General features: G+C 43.0%; 20 protein-coding genes and 1 tRNA gene. 11 read left to right on the top strand and 10 right to left on the bottom strand.

Annotation, left to right across the window (positions count from 1 at the left end; translation table 11 throughout):
* Positions 1-354: 354 nt before the first annotated feature.
* The 3 genes from H6G79_RS16120 to H6G79_RS16110 all read left to right on the top strand — a co-directional run bounded on the left by H6G79_RS16120 (position 355) and on the right by H6G79_RS16110 (position 4,657).
* Positions 355-1,353 carry an aldo/keto reductase gene (locus H6G79_RS16120; protein ID WP_190591741.1) on the top strand — a complete coding sequence of 333 codons (999 nt, stop codon included), beginning with the start codon at positions 355-357 and terminating at the stop codon, positions 1,351-1,353.
* A 42-nt stretch (positions 1,354-1,395) separates the two neighbouring features.
* Entirely contained in the window at positions 1,396-2,433 is a 1,038-nt protein-coding gene (locus H6G79_RS16115; RefSeq protein ID WP_190591742.1) for an ABC transporter substrate-binding protein, read from the top strand.
* 367 nt (positions 2,434-2,800) lie between these two features.
* Positions 2,801-4,657: an ABC transporter ATP-binding protein gene (locus H6G79_RS16110; protein WP_190591779.1), complete on the top strand. Its 1,857-nt coding sequence runs from the start codon at positions 2,801-2,803 to the stop codon at positions 4,655-4,657.
* A 264-nt stretch (positions 4,658-4,921) separates the two neighbouring features.
* Here the strand turns inward: H6G79_RS16110 and H6G79_RS16105 are convergent.
* The 4 genes from H6G79_RS16105 to H6G79_RS16090 form a co-directional block, all read right to left on the bottom strand.
* Positions 4,922-4,995, bottom strand: a tRNA-Pro gene (locus H6G79_RS16105).
* Between the two features lie 50 nt (positions 4,996-5,045).
* A complete protein-coding gene (locus H6G79_RS16100) occupies positions 5,046-5,411 on the bottom strand; it encodes a DUF1818 family protein (RefSeq protein ID WP_190591743.1) in 366 nt (121 codons plus the stop codon).
* Positions 5,412-5,642: 231 nt separating this feature from the next.
* Positions 5,643-6,209, bottom strand: coding sequence for a hypothetical protein (locus tag H6G79_RS16095; protein ID WP_190591780.1), 567 nt, complete (start codon positions 6,207-6,209; stop codon positions 5,643-5,645).
* A 146-nt stretch (positions 6,210-6,355) separates the two neighbouring features.
* Positions 6,356-6,592, bottom strand: a complete 237-nt coding sequence (locus H6G79_RS16090; protein ID WP_190591744.1) for a DNA-directed RNA polymerase subunit omega — start codon at positions 6,590-6,592, stop codon at positions 6,356-6,358.
* 365 nt (positions 6,593-6,957) lie between these two features.
* Between H6G79_RS16090 and H6G79_RS16085 the strand changes: the two genes are divergently transcribed.
* The 4 genes from H6G79_RS16085 to H6G79_RS16070 all read left to right on the top strand — a co-directional run bounded on the left by H6G79_RS16085 (position 6,958) and on the right by H6G79_RS16070 (position 12,417).
* Positions 6,958-7,377: a fasciclin domain-containing protein gene (locus tag H6G79_RS16085; RefSeq protein ID WP_190591745.1), complete on the top strand. Its 420-nt coding sequence runs from the start codon at positions 6,958-6,960 to the stop codon at positions 7,375-7,377.
* Between the two features lie 243 nt (positions 7,378-7,620).
* Positions 7,621-8,097 (top strand): hypothetical protein, encoded by a 477-nt coding sequence (locus H6G79_RS16080; RefSeq protein WP_190591781.1) that lies wholly within the window; start codon positions 7,621-7,623, stop codon positions 8,095-8,097.
* A 243-nt stretch (positions 8,098-8,340) separates the two neighbouring features.
* A complete protein-coding gene (locus H6G79_RS16075) occupies positions 8,341-8,727 on the top strand; it encodes an endonuclease domain-containing protein (protein ID WP_190591746.1) in 387 nt (128 codons plus the stop codon).
* A 474-nt stretch (positions 8,728-9,201) separates the two neighbouring features.
* The gene (locus H6G79_RS16070) at positions 9,202-12,417 is read left to right on the top strand and encodes a HEAT repeat domain-containing protein (protein ID WP_191049363.1); all 3,216 of its coding nucleotides are present in this window, start codon (positions 9,202-9,204) and stop codon (positions 12,415-12,417) included.
* Positions 12,418-13,042: 625 nt separating this feature from the next.
* Here the strand turns inward: H6G79_RS16070 and H6G79_RS16065 are convergent.
* Positions 13,043-14,500, bottom strand: a complete 1,458-nt coding sequence (locus H6G79_RS16065; protein WP_190591748.1) for a glycoside hydrolase family 13 protein — start codon at positions 14,498-14,500, stop codon at positions 13,043-13,045.
* 30 nt (positions 14,501-14,530) lie between these two features.
* Here H6G79_RS16065 and H6G79_RS37340 point away from each other — a divergent pair, with 30 nt between their 5' ends.
* Positions 14,531-14,665 (top strand): hypothetical protein, encoded by a 135-nt coding sequence (locus H6G79_RS37340; protein WP_277877255.1) that lies wholly within the window; start codon positions 14,531-14,533, stop codon positions 14,663-14,665.
* Positions 14,666-15,183: 518 nt separating this feature from the next.
* Positions 15,184-16,737, top strand: coding sequence for a cation:proton antiporter (locus tag H6G79_RS16060; RefSeq protein WP_190591749.1), 1,554 nt, complete (start codon positions 15,184-15,186; stop codon positions 16,735-16,737).
* Between the two features lie 26 nt (positions 16,738-16,763).
* On the opposite strand, the gene H6G79_RS16055 is transcribed toward H6G79_RS16060, so the two are convergent.
* The 4 genes from H6G79_RS16055 to H6G79_RS16040 all read right to left on the bottom strand — a co-directional run bounded on the left by H6G79_RS16055 (position 16,764) and on the right by H6G79_RS16040 (position 19,197).
* A complete protein-coding gene (locus H6G79_RS16055) occupies positions 16,764-17,201 on the bottom strand; it encodes a DUF2262 domain-containing protein (RefSeq protein WP_190591750.1) in 438 nt (145 codons plus the stop codon).
* Positions 17,202-17,220: 19 nt separating this feature from the next.
* Positions 17,221-17,769 (bottom strand): DUF3124 domain-containing protein, encoded by a 549-nt coding sequence (locus H6G79_RS16050; RefSeq protein WP_190591751.1) that lies wholly within the window; start codon positions 17,767-17,769, stop codon positions 17,221-17,223.
* Between the two features lie 5 nt (positions 17,770-17,774).
* Positions 17,775-18,452 (bottom strand): TrkA family potassium uptake protein, encoded by a 678-nt coding sequence (locus H6G79_RS16045; RefSeq protein WP_190591752.1) that lies wholly within the window; start codon positions 18,450-18,452, stop codon positions 17,775-17,777.
* Positions 18,453-18,672: 220 nt separating this feature from the next.
* Positions 18,673-19,197 (bottom strand): hypothetical protein, encoded by a 525-nt coding sequence (locus tag H6G79_RS16040; protein ID WP_190591753.1) that lies wholly within the window; start codon positions 19,195-19,197, stop codon positions 18,673-18,675.
* Between the two features lie 549 nt (positions 19,198-19,746).
* Here H6G79_RS16040 and H6G79_RS16035 point away from each other — a divergent pair.
* Together H6G79_RS16035 and H6G79_RS16030 are read left to right on the top strand one after the other, a co-directional pair.
* Positions 19,747-21,474, top strand: coding sequence for a S8 family peptidase (locus H6G79_RS16035; protein ID WP_190591754.1), 1,728 nt, complete (start codon positions 19,747-19,749; stop codon positions 21,472-21,474).
* Positions 21,475-21,687: 213 nt separating this feature from the next.
* Positions 21,688-21,984: a hypothetical protein gene (locus tag H6G79_RS16030; protein ID WP_190591755.1), complete on the top strand. Its 297-nt coding sequence runs from the start codon at positions 21,688-21,690 to the stop codon at positions 21,982-21,984.
* A 508-nt stretch (positions 21,985-22,492) separates the two neighbouring features.
* Here the strand turns inward: H6G79_RS16030 and H6G79_RS16025 are convergent.
* Complete coding sequence (locus H6G79_RS16025) at positions 22,493-23,803, bottom strand: hypothetical protein (RefSeq protein ID WP_190591756.1); 1,311 nt, start codon at positions 23,801-23,803, stop codon at positions 22,493-22,495.
* Positions 23,804-24,340 lie beyond the last annotated feature (537 nt).

Below are 24,340 nucleotides of genomic sequence, written 5' to 3'. Positions count from 1 at the left end.
GATAAGAATAATTAACCGCAGATGGGTGCAGATATAGACGCGCAAGCGGCTTACCGCAGGCTACGCGGATGAATCAAGATTTCTAATTAACTGAATCGTATTTGCCCATACTCCAATACCGTTCATTTAAGCAGTTTTTCTTATCTAGGACTTACGCAAAAATTCCCACAAAGCTTAATTTATCGAACCGCCAAGTCGCCAAGAACGCCAAGAAATCTAGAGTCTGCGTAAGTCCTATTATCTTTGAGTCCTTTGTGTCCTTTGCGGTTCGTTAAAAAACTTTGCTTTCACAAAGGACTTAAGCCTTATCTAAACGGTATTTACCTATACTCATCCCCAACTAAACCAACAACTATGACATTACCAACTACGAAACTTGGTCAAACTGGATTGACTGTTTCGCGCCTTGTTCTAGGTACAATGACCTTTGGCTTGCAGACGGATGAAGAAACTTCGATAAAAATCCTCGATACAGCCGCCGAGGCGGGAATTAACTTTTTAGATACAGCCGATGTTTATCCTTTAGGTGGTGGTTTAGCTACGGCTGGGCGTACCGAAGAAATTATTGGACGCTGGTTAAAAGGTAAGCGCGAACATTTTATTTTGGCTACCAAGGCTGTGGGCAAGGTTGGCCCTGCACCTTGGGATCAAGGAGCTTCACGCAAACATATTTTAGATGCGATCGATGCTTCCTTAAGACGACTGGGAACTGATTATGTTGACTTGTATCAACTGCATTCTGATGATGCGTCAACTCCCCTTGATGAAACACTAGAAGCATTAGATACAGTGGTGCGTGCTGGGAAAGTGCGCTACATTGGGGTTTCTAACTATTTAGCTTACCGTCTTGCCCGTGCTTTGGGTCGGGCTGATGTGCGGAATTTAACTCGCTTCGTCTCGATTCAACCCCGCTACAATTTGTTATTCCGGGAAATTGAGCGAGAATTATTACCTTTGGCGAAGGAAGAAGGACTGGGTGTAATTCCTTACAATCCTTTGGCGGGTGGTTTGTTAACAGGTAAACATAATTTTAATCAAGGCCCCACAGCCGGCACTCGTTTTACCTTGGGTACAGCCGCAGAACGTTATCAAGAGCGTTACTGGCGCGATCGCGAGTTCAATACTGTGGAAGAATTACGCACAGTGGCGGATCATGCTGGTTTATCTCTGACAACTTTAGCATTAGCTTGGGTTTTGGCGAATCCGATTATTACTGCTCCTATTATTGGCGCGAGTCGTCCCGAACAACTCAGTGACAGCCTCAAAGCTTTGGAAGTCACACTTGATGAAAATTTGAAACAAAAACTCGACGATATTACCGCCGAATACAGAAGAGGAGATTCGCTGCGTTAGTACGAGATAGGTAAGGCAAAAGGTAAAAATAAAAGCAGAATTATGGTTAACCGCCGTCGTTTTCTCAATGTTGCCACATCGGGTATATGTGGTTTTTCTATGGCATATATGTTGGGAAGTTGTAGTCAACAAACCCAACAGCAAGTAATCAAAACTGCCAATTTAGAAATTAAAACTAAAGTCCTCCGTATGGGCTATCAGAGTGCGGGGGATTTGGTACGAAATCGCCAAGTTTTAGAAAAACGCCTAGAACCATTGGGAATTAAGGTGGAATGGGCGCAGTTTGTCCAAGGGCCGCAACTGATGGAGGGAATGGCCGCAGGTAAAGTTGATGTGGGTTCTGTAGGAGAAACGCCGCCAATTTTTGCACAAGTCGCTGGTTCCAAATTGGTTTATGTCGTTGGTACACAAAGAACGCCAACAACAGGAACAAGTAGTGTGATTGCTGTACCACCGGAATCTTCTTTAACTAAATTTGAAGAAATTAAGGGACAGGAAGTATATTTTCAAAAAGGTTCAGCATCCCACTATTTTATTTTGAGAGCTTTACAATCTATTGGTTTGACTATCAAAGATATAAAAATCAGAAGTATACCGACTATCGAAGCACGGGCGGCTTTTTTAGAAGGGAGAATTCCGGTGTGGATGACTGGTGATCCCCATTATGCGATCGCCCAAAAACTCAACCGGATTCGTGTCCTCAGAGATTCTGTAGGTTTAGATTCTCCTGGTGGCTACTATATTGCAGATCGAAAATTTGCGGAAGAAAATCCTGGCTTACTCAAAATCATCATCGAGGAACTTCATGGTCTTGATAAATGGGCTGATGCAAATCGAGATGAAGTCAAAAAATTGATGATTACAGAACAAAAACTAGCACCAGATGTAGCCGATTTAGTAATGTCTCGCCGCACTTTCGCCGGACGCAGAGGTCTAAGTCCGTCTTTGATAGCAGAACAACAACGTGTAGCCGATTTATTTTTTGAATCAGGTGTCATACCCAAGAAAATCAACATTCAAGAAGCCTTACTTCCACCTGAGTTATATGCTGCTATCACACCATCAGAAATTATGGTTTAGTTTCTTGCACAGGACATAACCACAAAGATTGTCTGTGAAGATAGGGTGCAAGGGTGCAAGGGTATATAGGACTCATATTTGATTTATGAAAAAAATCAGTACACCCAGATCAGCCGTCTTTCCTACTCCCTACTCCCCATTCCCTACTCCCTACCTACATAACTAGATTCAGGAATCAAACCGTATTCCTATAGGGGTGTAAGTGTTTTGAAAACCTCCTCCTTTCTCTACAACCTGAATTTTTTGTTTTCTTGCATCAGTTTTTTTGTAGATAGTTATGGCCTTCTTTCAGCAATTGGACGGCGGATTTAGTCGTCCATTTTTATTCCGTCCATCAGTTTAAACAATGCTACGATATCGACTTTACATGACGAAAAAGATTAGAAAATCCAAATCTTTTCAACGTGCTGCGACTGCGCCAAATTTACCTGATACACCATTCAGATTTATTTGCTATTTTGTTAACCAGTTTCGCTGGTGGTATTTAGTAATGGTACTTTTGGAAATAATGCACGCAACTTGTGGCATTATGTTACCTTATGCCATTGGCGAAATTATTCGTAGTGTGACGCGATCGCCTAACAACAGTCAGCAAATTTTTGATGTTATTCGTCAACCTCTGATACTGTTCACAGCGTTGAGTGTGGGTGAAGTAATCTTTGGACGTGCGGCTGGACTTTTGCAAACGATTCTGCATCCCATCCACCGCCAGCACATCGTCAGATCCTTATATGCTTATTTGCAACATCATTCCCATCGTTACTTAAGTAGTAGTTTTGCTGGGGCTTTAGCACATCGCATCGGGGAAACTTCTCTGGGTGTTACCCAAACGATGCAAATGTTAATTACAGAATTTATGTCTGTGATTGTCGGGTATATTGTCGCCACAATCTTACTGTATCGCGCCTATCCTCCCTTAGCGGCGTTTGTTGGGATATGGGCAGTTTTGTTTATTACTATTTCCTTTTGGTTAGCGACTCGCTGTCGAATTTATTCTCGCAAAGCCGCCGCCGCCAGAAGTGAAACTACAGGCATTATTGTAGATGCAGTCACAAATCTCAGTAGTACTCGGCTGTTTGCGCGTTTGGGTTTTGAACGACGCTATTTAAATGAACAATTAAAGGGCGAACTCAAACAGGTAAGAAAATCTAACTGGTATTCTGAGCGAATTCGCTGGTTTCAGTTTATTTCAGCAGCGATTCTGAAAATTGGCACGCTGTATTATTCTCTCACCCTCTGGAGTCAAGGTGCGATCGCTGCGGCTGACTTTGTTGTCGCTACTAGTTTGTCATTGTTAATCATCAGTGAAGCACGTAATTTAAGCCGTCGCTTTCTGGAATTTTTTGAACATATCGGGAATATTGCCAATGGTGTGATGACAATTGTGCAACCCCATGAGTTGATTGATCGAGAACAAGCGATCGCTTGTTCCATCACCCAAGGTAAAATTGAGTTTCGCCAAGTTAATTTCAGCTACACAGAAGATAAGAAAGTATTCGATAATCTTTCCATCACTATTCAACCAGGTGAACGTGTCGGTTTGGTAGGTTTTTCTGGTTCTGGTAAATCTACCTTCGTGAATTTGATTTTGCGTTTATTCGATCCCCAGTCAGGACAAATTCTGATTGATGGGGTTGATATCCGTGATATGACGCAGGATGCTTTACACGGGCAAATCAGCTTGATTCCCCAAGATCCATCGCTGTTCCACCGCACATTGATAGAAAATATTCGTTATGGGCGATTGGATGCCAGTGATGAGGAAGTAGTTGAGGCTGCACGTAAAGCTTACGCCCACGATTTTATTAGCCAAATCAAGGAAGGCTACAATTCTTTGGTGGGTGAACGGGGTGTAAAATTATCGGGAGGACAAAGACAACGAATTGCGATCGCACGAGTCATCCTCAAAGATGCACCAATCCTAATTTTAGATGAAGCCACTTCCAGCCTTGATTCCATTACCGAAAAAGCCATTCAGGATACTCTAGACTTAGCAATGAATGGCAAAACCGTTATAGTCGTTGCTCATAGGCTGTCTACAATTGCCCACCTCGATCGCATTTTAGTCTTTGACCACGGTCGAATTGTCGAAGATGGTAGCCACGCCAAACTTTTAGCACGCGGCGGTGCTTACTATAGGTTATGGAAAATGCAAGCTGGTGGATTTCTCCCCGTAGAAGCGAACAACAAGAACCCATCAGATTTGCAAATTAAATCCTTGTGAATAAAAAGGATTCAGGAGTCAGACTGGTGTAGGTTAGGTGGAGGAACGTAACCCAACATTCACCCATACTTTGTTGGGTTACACTATCGCTATACCCAACCTCACTATTCTCTTAACTGAACTATTTCTAACCCCCCTTATCCCCCCTCTCTCCCTTGTCTCCCTTGTCTCCCCTCTCTCCCTTATCCAGCAAATATCCCCTGAATGCAGCGAAAAAACCTGCTAATCTTACATCAAGACTAGCAGGATTAGGGATTTTATCAATCGGAGCGGCGGGATTCGAACCCACGACCTCCACTACCCCAAAGTGGCGCGCTACCAAGCTGCGCTACGCCCCGGTCAGAATTATTATTGTATCGCAACGCTTGGGGAGAATCAAGGGTGAAGTTTAAAAAACTTGCAACATCCCAGCAGCTTGCAACAGACCAGGTATAGCAGAGGCATTCCATTTACCTTCTGCACAGCGTCCTGTATTTAGGATAAAGCGCAGATTGTATTCATGGGGATAACCTTCCACTTCCATCCATAATAAATCGCTTTCGGCCTCACAAGCAATTTTTTCTTCATCCATTAATTCTGCTGCGAGTTGTTTCATGGTTTCTGCTAACTGTGCTAACAAACGGCAAAATTCATTTAACTCAGCCTCGGTTAACTCAATCGCCCAATCATCTGTACCCACTAATCCTTTAAATTCAGGTGCATTAGGGTTCCAGCCAATACGCCAACCTACACCGCTTTTCATCAGACGTTCCATCTGCAAATTTTAGATTTTGGATTTGAGATTTTAGATTGTATCTTTTTTTGTCTGTGATGAGATTTGAGGGGCGATCGCTCTTTCACTACGGATATAATTTATCGGTTGTTGTAGGTAGAGACGTTGTACACAACGTCTCTACAAATATTTCAGCAAGTCGGGGGAAAAAATAAAACTATGTTTAAGAGAGGTTAATGAAACTAAAACCCTCTTCCCTTCTGCCTTCTCATGTCACTTTAAGAGTTCAGCACCGCCTGTTTGGGGTGGTTGGGGAGTGGTGGAAGTACTAGGGCGAGGTTTTTGGCGAATGTTCTGCGCGTTGGGGTTAAAAACATCGACTAATGTTTGGACTAAAGCATCTCGTTGATGGCGACTCAGGCGAGAAATGGCAGCGCGATCGCCCTCTATCGGATTCTCGCGTAATATATCATTACCGGGATAGGTAGCATCATACATAATTTCATTGGCTCCCAGGTAATCAGCCAATGTTAGCTTCCAGTCAAAGCGATAAATTGGCGATCGCTCTTTGACGTAAACGTGATAACGTATCAGGCGACTAGCTAAGGTATTATTTTCCGCCTTTTTGCCAGTTTCTTTGTTGACGTACTGGTTTTCTTTCGGCAGGTCTGGTAATTGCTGATATACTAACTGCCAAACATCGGAAGGGCTAATTCTTTGAGCTAGAGCAGGCTGAATGCCAATAAAACTAGAGTGTTGTAGTTGACTTGTGCCTAAACTCACAACAAGTCCAACTACAACCAACGCCATAATTAATGCTGAATTAAACTTCACAACCATCAGTAGGATAATTGAGCAACGCAGAATTATTCTTCTTGTACCATCAGCTATAAGTGCATTAAAACCCGCGCAGGCAGTCACTGAGCTTGCCGAAGTGCGGGTTTTGTTCGTGTAGCCGCGACTTTAGTCGTTAGGCTGGACTAATTTTACATTTCACCGATAATTTCTGGCTGAGTTAGTTCATCAGACATTTCAATGATTGCCCGTAAAACAGGTTTCATCAGAATATCTTCAGAGCTTTCAAAATCTTCATAACGCCGACGCTTGGCACGATTTGCCACCTGAACCGTGATGCGGTAGCGATTCGAGGCTGCACTAATTAAATCCTCGGCGCGGTGCATAATCTGAGATTGGGTTGTCTCGAACTTGGAACGCTTGAGCATAGTTAATGGTTCTTGGGGACATTCCCCAGTTTAGCAGTCCTAGACAAGATACGGCTTATACATCAGCCAATCGTCATTTCATCTGCATCATATTCATATTCATAAAAGCTGCAAACCCTCTTCCTGCTCCCCTGCTGTCTCAATATGCTTGTTTATATGCTGAACCTGGATTTCTCTCTTGTGAGAAATCCAGGGGTGTGGGAGGATGGTGAAGAAATCTTTCCCCCCACACTTCCCACCCTCCCCACATCCCCTACGTGAGAAATTCGGGTTAACAACTAATTTTCCGCTACCTCTCCGTTGATAGAGGTTAATAGTTTTGTATCAATTTATAACTAAATTTGTCAGACTATCTTGATATCGTAATGGCTAACATTTGGGAAACTGCTGTTAAAGCAGGCAATTTTAACACTTTAGTAAAAGCGGCTGAGGCTGCAAAAATTATACACACTCTGCAAAGTTCTGATTTTTTTACACTGTTTGCACCCACAGATGAAGCTTTTGCCAAGCTACCAAAGGGAACCTTAGAAGAACTACTGCAAGATACTGCCAAACTAAGGAAAATTGTCGCCTATCATGTCACTTATGGCGATGTGAGGTCAGATGACTTAATACAAATCGCAGAAGCTGAGACTCTGGAAGGATCTGTGTTAGCAATTGAGTCTACTAACGGGGATATCACAGTGAATGATGCTCATATCCTGCAAACCGATATTTTGGCAGACAATGGTGTAATTCACGTTATTGATGCAGTTCTCATCCCTGCGATGGTGGCTGGACATTGAAAAATTAGGGCGTAAACCGCCTCAGAATTCATTCCGAGTCTCATAGCGCCAGTTATCTGAAGATGACTCAACTAAAAATGTCTGACAGTCCACTTAAGTGGACTTTGGCTATGAGCCTGGAACTTTAGTTCTAGGCGGGATGTGGTTGAGGATGAAAATTTTTGTGCGTCAGTCCTAAAGCTGTTTGATTGATCGCATTTACCAGTGGGAATCATAACAAAAATTCCCTACGGTAAAGATAAAATGGCTTACCAAAATATCACCGCCTCCCTTTCTCCAGAAGATATCCAAGAAATTAAAGCCGCCTTTGCAACCATTCAAGCAAAGTTGCCGTTTCTCGTCACCCTCAGCGCCGAAGAACGACGCAAGTTATTTAAAATGGGCGATAAAAGACTATCTTTTGTCAACACTAGCCTAATTGCTGCCCAGTCGAACCGCGATATTTTACCAGCGAGTTTTGATTTAGAAGAATTTGTCCGGGATTATCAATTAGCTACCAATCTCACCGAACTGTTAATTGGACTGCGACAACTGACAGAACAAGTAGATGATACCTTAATGGCAGTTGGTAGCGAAGCCATGAGCAGTAGTTTGACAGTTTATGATTACGTCAAGACTGCGGCTAAGAAAACACCGGGGTTAAAAACCATTGCTGAACAGATGGGTGAAAAGTTTAAAGCTATTAAAAGTAAACCTGCTAAACCTGCATCGGGTTCTTAGAGGATTTTTTAAAAGTCTTTAGAGATGTAGCAAAACATTTTAGATCCCCCTAAATCCCCCTTTTTAAGGGGGACTTTAACTCCAGTCCCCCCCTTTTGAAGGGGGGCTAGGGGGGATCAAAATGCTAGTAAACAACTTGATAAGTCTTGTGTATACACCGTAGTTTTCAAGGGAATCAAAATAGTGAATTTAATTTTATTTCACACATTTTCAATGAGTTGAAAGATATAAACTGTCTAAAAGATGAGGAACAAACTTAACAGTAGCGATTTCCATTTACCTTACAATCCAAAGCTTGTAGAAAGAGCAAAAGAACTTCGCAAAAACATGACTCCAGCAGAAAAAAAGCTGTGGTGTGATTATTTAAGGAATTTTCAATTTCGGGTTTTGAGGCAACGACCGATTGATCATTTTATAGTTGATTTCTACTGTCCTACTTTACAAGTAGTAATTGAAATTGATGGGGATAGCCATTTTACAGATGAAGGTCAAGACTATGACAGAGATAGAACAAGAATTTTAGAAGGGTATGGTTTAAAGATTATTAGGTTTACAAATAGTCAAGTTTTAAATCACTTTGAGAGCGTGTGTGAGCATATACAGGGTTTGATCCCCCCTAGCCCCCCTTAAAAAGGGGGGAATAAGATTTAAAGTCCCCCTTTTGAAGGGGGATTTAGGGGGATCTAAATGTTTGGCTACCAAAAAACAGACTTTCAAAACAGCCTTTGACAATTGAAAAACGAGAAGTATCTTTTAACGAATGAACCTCTGAGCATGGACGATAAACCTTTGAGGTTAGTCAATGAACCTCTGAGGTTAGCGCGTAAACCTTTGAGCATTGGCGATAAACCTCGGAGGTTAGCAAATGAACCTCAGAACATCAGCAATGAACCTCGGAGGTTAGCGCGTAAACCTCTGAGCATTAACAATTAACCTTTGAGGTTAGCAAATGAACCTCAGAACATTGGCGATGAACCTTTGAGCTTCTTTAATGAACCTTTAATTATCATGAGCGAGTATTAAAAGCTCTAAATCAGGAATTACATATTGCAAGACTGATATTATACCGATAGCCGCGTGTAATCTGCTGCCTTGCCCCAAATTATGCTCACCACACCCCGTCACGCTCAGAAGCTTTCGCTGTTTTTCCTTTTCTGCTTCACCCTACTGTTAACTCTCTGCCTCTCCCTACCTTGGGTAAACGCCAAAGAACAGCCCAAACCCAAGCCGGAAGCGTGGCAGATTAACGGGATAGTCGCTGCCCTTGATGATGGACATGACCAAGTTAAGGGATATGCACTCAGTAAATTAGTTGAATATGACTTGCAAAACTTAAACTCTATTGGACGGAAGCCGGAGGATATTGCTAAGAAAGCTGCCCAAATCCTCAAAGATGAAAAGGTGGACTCAGGAGTTCGTGGCAGTGCGGCAGAGGCATTAGGGAATCTGGGACAGGCGGCGGCAATGTATGTGCCTGACATCGCCCAAATCCTCAAAGATGAAAAGGTGGACTCAGGAGTTCGTGGCAGTGCGGCAGAGGCATTAGGGAATCTGGGACAGGCGGCGGCTAACTATGTCCCTGACATCGCCCAAATCCTCAAAGATGAAAAGGTGAACAAGTATGTTCGTAGCAGTGCGGCAGAGGCATTAGGGAATCTGGGACAGGCGGCGGCTAACTATGTCCCTGACATCCTCAACTTCCTCAAAGATGAAAAGGTGGACTCAATTGTTCGTGGCAGTGCGGCAGAGGCATTAGGGAATCTGGGACAGGCGGCGGCTAACTATGTCCCTGACATCGCCCAAATCCTCAAAGATGAAAAGGTGGACTCCTATGTTCGTGGCAGTGCGGCAGAGGCATTAGGGAATCTGGGGCAGGCGGCGGCTAACTATGTCCCGGACATCCTCAAGTTCCTCAAAGATGAAAAGGTGGGCAACTCTGTTCGTGGCAGTGCGGCAGTGGCATTAGGGAATCTGGGGCAGGCGGCGGCAAACTATGTCCCTGACATCCTCAAGTTCCTCAAAGATGAAAAGGTGGACAAGTATGTTCGTGGCAGTGCGGCAGTGGCATTAGGGAATCTGGGGCAGGCGGCGGCTAACTATGTCCCGGACATCGCCCAAATCCTCAAAGATGAAAAGGTGGACTCCTATGTTCGTGGCAGTGCAGCAGTGGCATTAGGGAATCTGGGGCAGGCGGCGGCTAACTATGTCCCGGACATCGCCCAAATCCTCAAAGATGAAAAGGTGGACTCCTATGTTCGTGGCAGTGCGGCAGAGGCATTAGGGAATCTGGGGCAGGCGGCGGCTAACTATGTCCCGGACATCGCCCAAATCCTCAAAGATGAAAAGGTGAACAGCAGAGTGGCATCCGCATTAGGGAATCTGGAACAGGCGGCAACTCCGTATGTGCCTGACATCCTCAAGTTCCTCAAAGATGAAAAGGTGAACTCAGAAGTTCGTGGCAGTGCGGCAGTGGCATTAGGGAAAATTAGGCAACTGAATTTAGAAGAGGTTGTTGTAGTTTTGAGTTATGTCTATGAACCAAATCAGAAATTCTTTGAATCTTACTCTGAGAATAATAACTTTGAATTTTGGCGCTTTTGGTCTTATTTACTGGGTGGCGGCGATGAACAAGTCAAAACCTTGCTGACATGGCTAGGTAGACCAAAAACAACTCCTGATAAACCAGAACGCGCTCAAGCTGTCAAAACACTAGAAGTATTCCGCGACGTTTGGCAACCCAGCAAAGATTTAACAAGATTACAACAAGACTTAGCCAGCCAAATTGCCGTAGTATCTAGAAAAGTCGCTTGGCAACCGCAAGAGATTACCATTTTAGAAACCCACTACCACAACCTCAAAAAAGCCGGATACAACGAAGCTGACTCACTGCAATCAGTGATAATTAACCTCAAGGGTTGGCAGTGGTTTTTCAACGCTAGAATTACCGTCATCTCTCACGCCGCCTTTTGGCTTGCCCTCATCTTCGCCTACCCCAAATTTCCCCAAGTCCAAGCCATCTTCTTCTGGAACCCTTGGGTACGCCGCATCTTAGGCGTGGGTTACGTCGGCTTTCTCCTCACCTGGGTTCCCTTTTTCCGCCGCAAATTATTTGAACCCTTCAAGCCGTCTCTATTAGCCGATGCCGGGTTAGATAATTTTCATGACCAATCATACTTTCCCCAGTCGCAAGTCAAAGTCCCATCCGGCGACATCCAACCAGTTACCGCCGCCCTCCCCAAAATTCACGGGCAAGTTATCTTACAAGGTGATTCCGGCTTAGGCAAGTCGATGTTTCTCCGCCATCTGCTGACAAACTCCCAGCGCATTATCGTTTACCTCCCCGCCCAAAAATGCCATAAAGGCGTAATTGAAGCTGTTCAAGACAAACTCCACGGGCAAGCCCAAGATGCAGGATTTCTCAAAAACCTGATTTACAGTGGCGCGATAGATATCTGCATCGATGGACTCAACGAAGTCACCGCCGAAACCAGGGCGAAAATCTGCCAGTTTGTCGAAAGCTATTTCCGGGGCAATATTATCATGACTACCCAGCCCCTAGAGTGGACACCACCCTCAACCGCCAAAATCTACGAACTAAAGCCTTTAGAACAAACCCAAATTCAAGAGTTTTTGCTTTCCCGCCAGCCGCTACTACCCAAAGATGCCAAAATTCAAGGTGCTGATTACACCCAAGCCTGCACCAACTATTTAACAGAAGTCCTCAAAGACCAGCAAGCCCAAGAAGAGTTAGATGCTGTGCGGCGCATTCTTTCTAACCCAATGGATTTAAATGTAGTCGCGCTGATGTTATCCCAAGGCAAACATCCCAACTTATTCCGCCTGCAAGAACAGCAATACAACCTAATAGCAGCAGAATACCTGAAGGAATGGAATCAAGAATTTCCTTTGAAGAAATTCGCCGCCGCCGTCTACGAAATGCGAATGCAAGACAAACAAGCTTTACCCGCCGATGAATTTTATCCAGTTGTCATGTCTTTAGAAGATGACAAATACAAAATGGTAGTCAGCCGTCAATGGCAAGATGAAAAAGGTGAACCCAAGCAAGAATGGTACTTCCGCCACGATAAAATCATGGACTTTTTCTTAGTGCAGAATTTCCTCGGCAACAGTAATGAAGCGGAAGTACTGTTAGTAGATAGAATGGGCGATCCCCGTTTTCGTGGTGTGTATTTCTTGTTAGCAACCTTACTCCCGTTAGATGCAGCGAAAGAATTGCGGGAGAAGTTGATTCAATACGCGGCGGATACTAAGGATAATACGGTGAGTAATACTTTCGTGCAGTTGTTACGGACTCGGTAAGCATATAAGCTATTAAGCACCTAATTTGCAGTGTAGACCACATAGGAGTAGAGGAAAGAATTTTTAACATCACCCCCAGCCCCTCTCCTACGAGGATATGGTGTACACACAAATAAATGTTCGTTGAGTGCATCTGTCCCGCCTCGGAATCAATTCCGAGTCTCATAGCGCAAGTCATCTGAAGATGACTGAACTAAAAATATCTTCCAGTCCACGCTTTGTGGACTTTGGCTATGAGCCTGGAACTTTAGTTCTAGGCGGGATGTGGTTGAACACGAAAATTTTCGATATAAGCTATTAAGCACCTAATTTGCAGTGTAGACCACATGGGAGTAGGGGAGAGAATTTTTAACATCACCCCCAGCCCCTCTCCTACGAGGATATGGTGTACACACAAATAAATTTCGTTGAGTGCATCTGTCCCGCCTCGGAATCAATTCCGAGTCTCATAGCGCAAGTCATCTGAAGATGACTCAACTAAAAACATCTTCCAGTCCACGCTTTGTGGACTTTGGCTATGAGCCTGGAACTTTAGTTCTAGGCGGGATGTGGTTGAACACGAAAATTTTCGACTTGTGTGTACACAGTAGCCTACGAGGCAAGGGGAGTAAAATCCACGTTCTATTTAAGCCAAAATACAACCAGTACGGGGAGGAACTGTGAGAGAAAGTTGTTTTGTTTCGCCTGCGGTATTCCACTCAAATTCTGTATGGCCAAATAACAGCTTGCTGGGTTGAGTTTGCAAACTAGCAATATCTATGTTGGCTTTGACTGATGCTGTACCAGCATTCACAGCAATGATTAATTCTTCTGTGCCTAATTTCCTGGCAAAAACGTAGAGTGTGCCTTGGGCGTAGAGTACTTGATAGTCTCCTGTTCGCAAAGCTGGGTAAGCGTGGCGAATTTCAATTAATTGGCGGTGAGTTTGCAAAATTTCTTGATCCCAATTCGCTTCTAAAGGAAAGCCACGCCGGGAGTCAGGGTCTATTGCACCGGGTAAACCCACTTCATCACCATAATATATACTGGGCGCACCCGGAAAGGTGAGTAACAGTAAAGTTGATAATTCGATGCTGGCTTTATCGCCACCAGCAATAGTCATTAAACGTGCGGTATCGTGACTAGCCAGTAAGTTGAGTTGCGTTAGCTGAATTTCCCAAGGATATAGTTGCAATAGTTCTTGGATTTTAGTGGCGTACTCGGCAGCAAATAAAGGTGGATAAGGTTGATAATCGCGGCTTTGGACTTGTTCTAAGACTACGCGATCGCCTGCGGTAAAGGCAATTGTCGGCCCAGCAAATAAATAATTCATCACGCCGTCAAATTGCGTTCCATCTAACCACTCGCGCGAATCTCCCCACACTTCCCCCACAATATAAGCTTCGGGGTTAATGGCTTTGACTCGCTCTCGAAATTCTTGCCAAAAACCAGGAGCTTTCACTTCAAATGGTACATCCAACCGCCAACCATCAATGCCAAATTTCATCCAATATTCGGCAATCTCCATAATATATTCCCTAACTTCTGGGTTGTTATGGTTAAAGGCTGGCAAAGCCCGATTATCCGCCCAACCTTCATAATTAGCCGGAAAATCACCGTTGTAAGCAGAAAGCGGCCAGCCGTGAATTTTAAACCAATTCACCCAAGGCGAATGAGGGCCATTTTCCAACACATCATGAAAAAAGAAAAACCCACGACTGGAATGATTAAATACTCCATCCAAAACCACTTTTATATTCCGTTGATGGGCAGCTTCTAGCAATTCTTTAAAAGCTTCATTTCCTCCCAACAACGGATCAACTTGATAATAATCGTGAGTGTGGTAACGGTGATTACTCGCAGATTGAAAAATCGGCGTGAAATAAATCGCGTTAATTCCTAAACTTTGGATGTAGTCTAACCCTTCTAGAATGCCCCACAAATCACCGCCCTTATAACCTTGTAATGTTGGCATTGCTTCCCAGTCTTCCCAACGGGCTTCGTGTAACAATCGTTTACGCGGCTGTTTACTTCTGGCAAAGCGATCGGGAAAGATTTGGTAGAATACAGCGTGCTTAACCCAGTCTGGTGTTTGAATTTGCATAGGTAATTATTTCTACTTTCAGGAGAGATTGTGACAAATATTTCTCCAGTTATGACTCTCACCTATGATGGAAAAATCTCCAAGGTTTTAATTGTTAATTTTAGATTTGAAATTTATTACTCACGCAGAGACAAGGCAGCGCGTTGGGCAGATTTCCCGACTTGAAGCGACTGCCGTGCAGAGGCGCGGAGAATCAGATATGAAGGGAGGGAATTTGCGATATATGATGATTTACTTCTCTATCTGAAGTTAGTTGACAGTTATATTAAATTTTTGCGATTTTTATTCATGAAATTTCCATAGAATCTCAGCACTATAGCAATTCTATCCGAGTCGTGAAAAAGTATTCTTTTTAACGTAGACGCGAAGCGGCTTCCCGTTCGCCGTCAGGCGTTCCCGAAGGGTAGGGTACCGCAAAGGACGCATAGACGCGATAGCGGTGAAGCAGTGCGTTGGGCGGGTTCCCCGACTTGAAGCAACTGCTGAACCCGAAGGGCTTCCCGCAGGGTAGGACACAAAGAAGAAGAGGAAGGAAAAGAAAGGAAATTTCACGAATGATTTAGGACTGCTATATAGCAATTCTAAATGACTTACAAACATCTTGCTTCCTTCTCTACCTTGTCCTCCTAGTCTCCCTTGTCTGTGTTGTTCACATATCATCCAACAGGACTGCACTATTCACAGTGAATGTTACTGAATTAGTTAAAATTTCCATTATTCTCTTACTAGTTGCCACTGGTGTAGCTTTAGTATCCCGTCGATTGCGCGTTCCTTATGTGACAGGTTTGGTGTTGGCGGGGTTGCCGATAACCGAATTATTATCCTACCGCATTGGTTTAGATCCTGCTTTAGTTTTGAATTTGTTTTTGCCAATTCTAATTTTTGAAGCTGGGATCAATACAGATGTTAGTCGTTTACGCAGTACTTTTAAACCTATTGCCCTGTTAGCTTTACCTGGGGCTGTTATTTCTAGTGGAATTATTGCCTTATTACTCAAACTAGGGCTGGGATTAGCTTGGATACCAGCTTTACTTGTGGGTGTGATTCTAGCAAACACAGACACTGTTTCGATGATTGCAGTGTTTAAGGAAATACCCGTACCTTCTCGACTGTCTACGATTGTTGAAGGCGAAACTTTATTCAATGATGCGGCGGCATTAGTTTCATTTAACCTGATTTCGCAAGTATATTCCACAGGTTCAATCACATTATTAGAAGGAATCCAACAACTGCTATTGATCTCTTTAGGTGGTTGCGTTGTAGGTTTAGTATTAGGTTACTTAAGCATACCTGTATTCACCCGTTTAGATGATCCTCTGAGTAGTCTGTTGCTGACGGTTGCGATTGCATTGGGTACTTTTCAGGTGGGGCAGTTTCTCGGTGTGTCAGGCGCGGTGGCGGTGGTTGTCGCTGGCTTAATTTTCGGGAATCAGGGACTTTCGCGCAATACTTCGGCTTCGAGTCGCATCACTTTATTGAGTTTTTGGGAATATGCCAGTTTTACGGTGAATACGTTTATTTTTCTGTTGATTGGTTTAGAAATTAACTTAGTCACCTTCTGGAAAACCTTACCTGCGGTTTTACTGGCAGTTTTAGCTTATCAAGCTGGGCGAATACTAACAGTTTATCCACTACTGGCGATCGTTCGTTGGTTCGATCGCCCGATTCCTCTGCGTTGGCAACATTTATTGTTTTTAGGCAACATCAAAGGTTCACTGTCAATGGCTTTGGCTTTGAGTTTACCAACTACTCTACCGGGTAGAGATGTTTTAATAGCTTTAGTTTTTGGTAGTGTGCTAGTTTCATTAGTTGGACAGGGTTTAAGTTTGCCTTGGTTAGTTAAACGCTTAAAATTATCGAAATTCTCCGCAACTCAGCAGCAAGTTGAAGAATTACAAGCCCAACTGATGACAGGGAAAGCCGCCCAGGATGAATTAGATAGTTTGTTGAAAACAGGGGTATTACCAAAATCAGTTTACGAGGAAATGCGATCGGCTTATCAAGTCAGGGTAGCTGGTGCGGAAAAATCTTTGAGAGATTTGTACAATCGCCGTGTTGATAATTCAGATGCTAAAAATCATGATTTAAGCAAATTGGATGCTATTCGTCGTCGTTTATTATTAGCAGAAAAGGGCGTTCTGAATGAAGCACTACGCAAGCGCATTCTTTCTGAGGAAATTGTGCAGGTACGGATACAATCTATTGATGAACAATTGCTGCAACTTGATGATGATTGATCATCTGTTATACATTTAAAACTGAATCATCCAGCAATCATAGCGTCTATAAAGCAATTATCTTTATCCATTGTCAGAATGATACAGTGTCCAAAAAATATATTCCCATCGTTATAATAAAACTCCACTTCACCATCTGGAGAAAAGACTAATCCTTCAAGTATTATTTGGTCTTTGAATTCTTCAGACGTTAAAAATGTCTCGTCTTCATCAAGCCATGTTTCATTCTTAAGTTCTAACAATTTTATTACAGCATATTCTTCTGCATCTTTAGCATAATGCTTCAGATTTCTGACAACACCACTAGCTCTAGCCAATATTAATTCAACCTCATGATTATTTTCCATTGAAAGACTGAGGGAAATTAGTGTTTCATCAACAACAATTTGACTTTCATACCAATCCAATTCAGCATTATAGACTAGCTGTCCTAAAATTTCATGTTTAATAATAGGTAAATCCATTTATTTATCAATTTATTTTTTATTTGGTATTATTTTTGTTACTGATAACTTTTCCCGGACTAATAAAAGAAATACCTTGCTGAAAGTCAGTGCCAATCATCACAGCTTCAACTATTGGCTCAGATATTTTTGTTGATGATACCCACTCAACAATAAAATTTGCCCCGACACCGCCCCGGCTATCATTACGATTCACAAAAAATTCGGTGGAAGCCAGGGCATCTAGTTGAATTGGCTTTTCTAAATATGGTTCAATTAATTTACCACTAGAGTCATAATAGCGGACACCAGTAATAATTATAGGATTAGCCAAATCTGTATTCCGAATACTGAGTGTAGCTGCTAAATTAAAAATTTCTTGGCGATTGTGATGATAAATTTCCGAATAGATGGGAACATAAATAGTCTGACCCATTGCTATTTTAAAATTTGGATCTAAATTGACTGTTTTGTATGTCTGACTAATTGGAGTTGGTTTAGGTTGTGAATTTAGGGAATTTTCGGATGCTTGACAAGCAGCCAGGAAAATAACTGCGATCGCTAAAATAATCTGTAAATGAAATTTCATGAAAACTACTGGCAACCTTCAATAAAATCAATGACTTGATGTACACTTCCTGGCTTAGTCGCAATCAATACAGTCGAACCTGGTTCGAGGACTGTACTACCATTCGGAATCATCAAATCTTCGTGGGGGTGAGGTTGATAGCCAATGATGAGAGAACCACTAGGAAAGCGAGAATCTTGTGCTATTTCGGCAAGACTGCGATTCACTACATAGCAATTATTAGGAATCGCTAGTTTTAACACTTCAATCTGTCCCTGCTCAAAGTGCATCATTGATTCTACTTGGGGATATTCAATGGCATTGACCATTGTAGACACTGATAGTTCAACGGTGCTAATCACATGGTTTGCGCCTGCTAAACGCAGTGGTTCTGCAAAATCACCATGACGTAACCGACTCAAAATATGTGGTACACCATAATGTTTAGCCAAAGTCACCATCGCCAAGTTCAAAGCATCACTTCTCAAGACTGCTACTAAAGCATCGGCTTTGCGAATTCCGGCTTCTAACAGCACTTCTGTACTCACAGCACTGCCTTCAAACGCCATTGCTCCCACTTGTTCACGGGCATAACGGCAAGCATTCGGCTCAATATCAATGACAGCAACCGTATGTCCTAGTTCTACCAATTTTTGAGCCAAAGAAAGCCCTACTAATCCTGCTCCACCCACTAGCACGTACATGGCTACTCCTGATACTCAAAAACTGTCTACTTTACAGGTTAACAAGAAAGTACTGAGTAAACATACTAGTCGCTCTTTCATCCAAGGCTCGTGAAACCAGTTCATCGGGACTGACTTCTGCTCACTTCGACTACTTCGGCTGCGCTCAGTACAAGTACGCTCAGTGAGCCTCCTGGCTTATCACAACTACAAATATTTACGCTGCTCTAGTTCAACTTTTTCAATTCTCTGGCACATCAACCACACGCCACTCCTGAATACCCCAACGTTGCAGAATTGCTTCAGCACGACGAATATCAGCTTCTGTGCTTTCGATTGTGACCAGATAATTGCCTTGATATACTTGCTCATGATAAAGTTGCGCTGCTTCTTCCGGCAAAAACCAACCCCGCAGCGCACCAATAATTCCACCTGCGGCCGCACTAGCACCACTGCCTAAAAGTGTGGCTAAAGCAGACTCGACAGCTAAGGCTGGGCCAAACCCCGGAATCAGTAAAATCCCGAAACCGGCAACTAAAGTCAGTAAACCTGCGGTTCTGGCGCTGGCTAATGCACCTATAGTTGCACCTTCAGTTTGCGTCAGATGATTTTGTGTTGTATCGCTATTCTCAAGTTCTGGCTTGCGAGTAATTACAGAAATTTTATTCATCGAAAAGCCAGTATTTCTTAACTCGTCGATCGCTTGTAGTGCAATTTGGCGATCGCTAAATATACCAATAGCATGTTGCCATTTACCTGAAGCCATTTTACCTCCCCAAAGTCTGGATGAATCTACAAGGTTTGGATCTTTGCTGGGTTGGTTTTTAGTCTTACCAAGAAATCTGACCAAAAAATGACTATCTACAGGCATGATTGATGGGAGTAAATTTTGACATCAACTACTAATTTGCCCCAACCTGATTAGCTTAAATATTCTTGATATAACAGGAGGCAGAAGTTTAAATGATTTACAAACATCTCTCTCCCTTGTCTTCCTTGTCTCTGCTGTTCGCTATAAATCTTTCCGTAATTATGAGCTTTGGTGATGTATGAATCAAAAGAATTGCTGAAAAACGTCTAATTTTAGATGCTGTTCGCTGATGAACTCAGATAATCACCTCTAGGATTTTTCTTGACATCAGAGTATTTCAGCAGTTACAACAACTCAAATAAGGAGACAAATAATTTATAAAAATCAGCAAGAGAGCAAGATTTTAGCCTTAAAATTTACAAGTTACTCACACATTTCTCAAATTATTTATTCACTATAATATGGTGAATTTTATTACTGAATTGAATAGAGGTTGAAGCCAAAATGAGACACGAAAAACTTTCTCCTGGTTTGCTGTTAGCAGTTGAAGATTATCAACATGAAGGTTTGCCAGCTTTGATGACACACAAGCGATCGCTTGGGATTATGGCTCCTAAAAGTATTGTCAAACCAACCAAGAGCCTAGTTTTTATCTACTGTGATGATGACGCAGATTTAAGCCACTTGGCACAATATGGCATAGAAGTTAATCAAAATTCCGGCCATGTGCGTACTGCTTTCCTACCCGTTGATAGTTTAGATGCTTTATCTGAAGAACCTGCCATCCAGCGAATTAAACCATCACGCAAACTCAAGCTACGGATGGATGTTGCGCCCCAAGCCGTGAAGTTACCAGAATTTAAAAATAAAACTGGACTAACTGGCAAAGGCGTAATTATTGGTGTAGTTGACAGTGGAATTGATGCCAAACATCCTGCCTTTGCTGGGCGCATTTTACGGTTATGGGATCAAACCATACCAGGGCCAGGCGTGAAAGAAGGCGCTTATGGTGCGGAACTAACGGGTTCCCTACTATCTGTTTCTCAAGATACTGACGGTCATGGTACACACGTCGCAGGTATCGCGTCTGGTGCTGATGCTACTTATGGTGGTGTCGCACCAGACGCAGAATTAATCATTATCAAATCTGACCTCCAAGATGCCCACATTGCTGATGCTGTTCGTTACGTTTTTCGGGTAGCGGCTGAATTAGGCAGACCCGCAGTCGTCAATCTCAGCTTGGGTGGACATGCTGATGCCCATGATGGTACTGATTCCCTCTCGAAAGTCATTGACGCAGAAACTGGCCCTGGCAGAATTGTTTGCTGTGCCGCAGGTAATGAAGGTAACGACAATATTCATGGTCAAGCCATCATCCCCAGCGGCCGAATCAAAGGAATGCGCTTTAATGTACCCTTCAATCAAGTAGGCATTGTTTGGTTAAATGCTTGGTATGGCAAAGACAGCGAATTAGAAGTTTCTGTACGCAGTCCTAACGGATTTGTTACTCCCTTCCAAAAAATTATTCCTCAAGGCAATCCCGCAGTAGATCATCAACTACCCGACTCACGGGTACAAATTGTCACTCCCGGCCCAGATAAAGCCAACGGCGACCATAATTTCTTTGTACAGATTCGGGGTAATGGCCCTTCGCCAGTTATGGGAGGGATTTGGCAGTTACGAGTCCGCAACACTTCTTCTCAAGATACTCGCCTAGATGTATGGACACTAGATGATAGTTCTTCAGTGTTTTTCACAGGTACTAGTGTCCAAGATGCTGTAAAAATTGGTTCCCCAGGATCTGCCAGCACTGCTGTAACAGTTGCAGCTTACACTACCAAAGTCAAATACACCGATATTGATAACCAAGTACGCGAAGTGGGTTTAGAACTCAACAGTATTTCTGATTTCAGTAGTGAAGGGCCGTTACGCAATGATGCTCAAAAACCGGATGTTGCTGCACCAGGGGCGATGATTGTGGCTGCGCTTTCTTCTAATGCAAATTCTGACCGTTCGATGACGATTAATTCTAAATTTCAGGCGATGGCTGGTACTAGTATGGCCACACCTTTTGTTACCGGGTTGGTAGCGTTATTATTACAGCGCGATCGCAATTTAGACCCCAACACCATCAAAGAGTTATTCCGCAAAAATAGCTCAATTCCTGGCAAAGCAGTCGGCACTTTTGATAATAAATGGGGTTACGGGTTAATTAACACTGAGAATCTGTAGCAGGGGGAGAGAGGGGAGTGTGGGGAGTGTGGGGAGTGTGGGGGGAAAGATTTCTTCACTATCTTTCCACCCCTCCCACATCCCTGGATTTCTCTTTTGTGAGAAATCCAGGGTATAAAGTCTGTACAAGGGTAGGTAATCAAAAACGAAAAATTTGATAGGTTAATCTTAGGACAGTTTGCAACTGCCTACCCTTTTACGCAGGAAACACTTATGAACTATCAGAAGCTAGGTGCGGCATTGTCGATCGCACTGAATGATGTTCAAGACTCAACCACACCGAGTTTAACTGTATTTATTCATACAGAACCAATCACAGATGAAGCGATCGCGGTTTTACAAAGTGTCGGCGTTAATGATGTAACTCCAGACAAAGATACCTTTACGGCTACATTATCCGCAAATACTATTTCCCAACTTTCAGAACAACCGTGGGTGACATCTTTGCAACTTTCCCAACAATTGCGTTTGCTGAATGGCGGAAAAAAAATGCCGGGATTCAAAATGTGAAGATTTAAGTAGAACGGCTTAAATAATCCACGCTATGTCATTGCAAATGAAACGAAGTGGAATGAAGCAATCGCAAGGGTTATGCCAATTTTACATTCTGTTACATAGTTGGGTTTATTCTCACCGACTTACTTAATTCGGCAGATAAGCAGGTGGACAAAATTAAACATAACTTGAGATTCCAGGTCTTGAGACTTCGGCAAAACTCAGTGACCACTACCCTTAACCCTCTTCTAGTCGGCTGATTGAGCATTTCGACTTCTCCCCAAGGGAGACGCTACGCGAACGCTTAATGCGTCTTGTAAATTATTTTTTCTAAATACTGATTAACGTTAATAACTCTATCAATAAATCAAGTGATCGCTTATCAAAAAATTTCCCGTTATTAGCTACTAGTAATAACGGGAACGCAGATTATTTTTAATAAAAATAGCAGTCGAAGTATAGGTTTAAGACTATTATTGATGACTGAAAACTGAGTTCCTACTCAGCACTCAGCACTTTGCTATTAGCGAGTAGCTACTTGTGGCCCTGACCATACTTCTTTGTGTTCACCAAAAGTTACAGGCTGATCAGTGTCGTTTGTATTAACTGTTTTACCATCAGTAGCAACTTGTACTAAAGGCCAGTCTTCTTCACCCATTTCGCCTTCGCGGAACAGTACATGATCTGGTTGGTTTTTACTCCAACCTAGCAATACAGCAATTTTTTCATGTTCATCGTCTTGACGTGCGGGTGCAACGGTGTTGGTATGATTTTTTTGTCGATCCCAAATCACTGCATGATCTGTAGCATCGCCAGTATTGAATACACCCTCAAATTTGCGTGCTAAAAAGCGATCGCTTTTTTCTGACCAACTAACCGGAACCAACACCCCAATATTGCCATTTTCTGGCATCTGCTCTGGCGGTGCAACTTGATTACGGAGTAACGGATCTTTGATCTTGGAAGTTGAAGCCATTACCCGCAATTTCTTGGTTTCTCTGTCTTCAACAAACATGGTGCTACTCACGCGGCTGTTATACATTTCCGGTTGAACGTCCATCTGTACCCGGCTATAAACAGCATACTTACCATCAGGAGACACCACAGGTAAACTCCGATAATAACGCACCCCAGAACTACCCTTCGAGCCAACCGCTTCTTGAGTCGCTAAAATCCATTTCCAAGGAATGGGATGGGGACTACCGATAGGATCTACCTGTTCGGCTTGCTCCTCACTCGGTGCTTCCATTGCAGGTAAATCATCTGTAGATTCTGTTTCTGGTGTTTGGGGAATTGCGTCAACCCCTGGAATGCGATTGAATCCTGATGAACCAACAAGAGAATCTTTAGCTGATGCCAAATTATTTTCTTGCATTAACGCTTCAATTTCAGATGCTTGGCCTTTTTTGTGATGACCACGAATATTGGGAACAGGAGCCAGTTCTACTGCTGCGAAAGGATCAGCACCACTTGTCTGAGAGCCATTGCCAATTGCATAATCCGCTACTACTAAAGATTCGATTTTGTGTGCTTGTAAAACTGGCTGTTTCCCCACTCCCAGTAGATTCTGTGACAATGAAATCGATTCTCCGGGGGTGGAGTTATTCGGAGCATCTTGAAACATTGCTGCTAAATCTGGTTCATTAGCTGTTTCTTGAGTTACAGCTTCTGATTCTCCAACTTCAGCAGGAAGTTTAGCTACTACTTTGGATTGTTGAGCAGAGGTAGAGTGACCTGATGCTGCAAATAAAGGCGCAATCAGCATCACTAGAACAACAGAATTAAGAAATGGTTGCACACGGAACCATCCTGACAGCAAGAGGGGTTTGAGCATGTGTGGACTCTCTAGAAGTGCGGGTGCTGTGTGAGGAGCAATCGAGGCTTATGTAGTAGGAGGAAAAGTGATGACTACAGGTATAACAATAAACTCACGCTTTTAACTACTAATTGTGAGAAATATTTTTTTTAAACTTGCACCTTGTCACAAAAATTTATTATCATTGCCTGCACCTTTTTGCTTAATAAATACTATTGATTAGCGAAATTTCTGCCATAACAAAGTTAATGCAGATGAACAACATAATTACTGCATAAACCAAATTTTTACGCCTTTAACCAGCAATTAACCACACCATAAAACTGGTGCTTGATTTAACTGCATTAGGCGCATTATGTTGGCTACAAGGCATTTGTAGCCTCTAGGTAGAGCGAAAAGCTGAACTGTTGGGATAGACTTTAGCAACTGCCAAGCCGCAGGAGGCTCCCCTATTTATCCCTGCTACAACAGTGCAGACCCCTGTAACGATGAAACTGAGTGAGGCGTTTCTTTTAAAAGCTGGTAAAGCTGACGCACAACATATAATACTCGAAA

The organism is Anabaena sp. FACHB-83 (assembly GCF_014697485.1).
Lineage (GTDB): Bacteria > Cyanobacteriota > Cyanobacteriia > Cyanobacteriales > Nostocaceae > Nostoc_B.
Note: the sequence above shows the minus strand (reverse complement) of the source record. Positions and strands in the feature narration are given on the sequence as shown.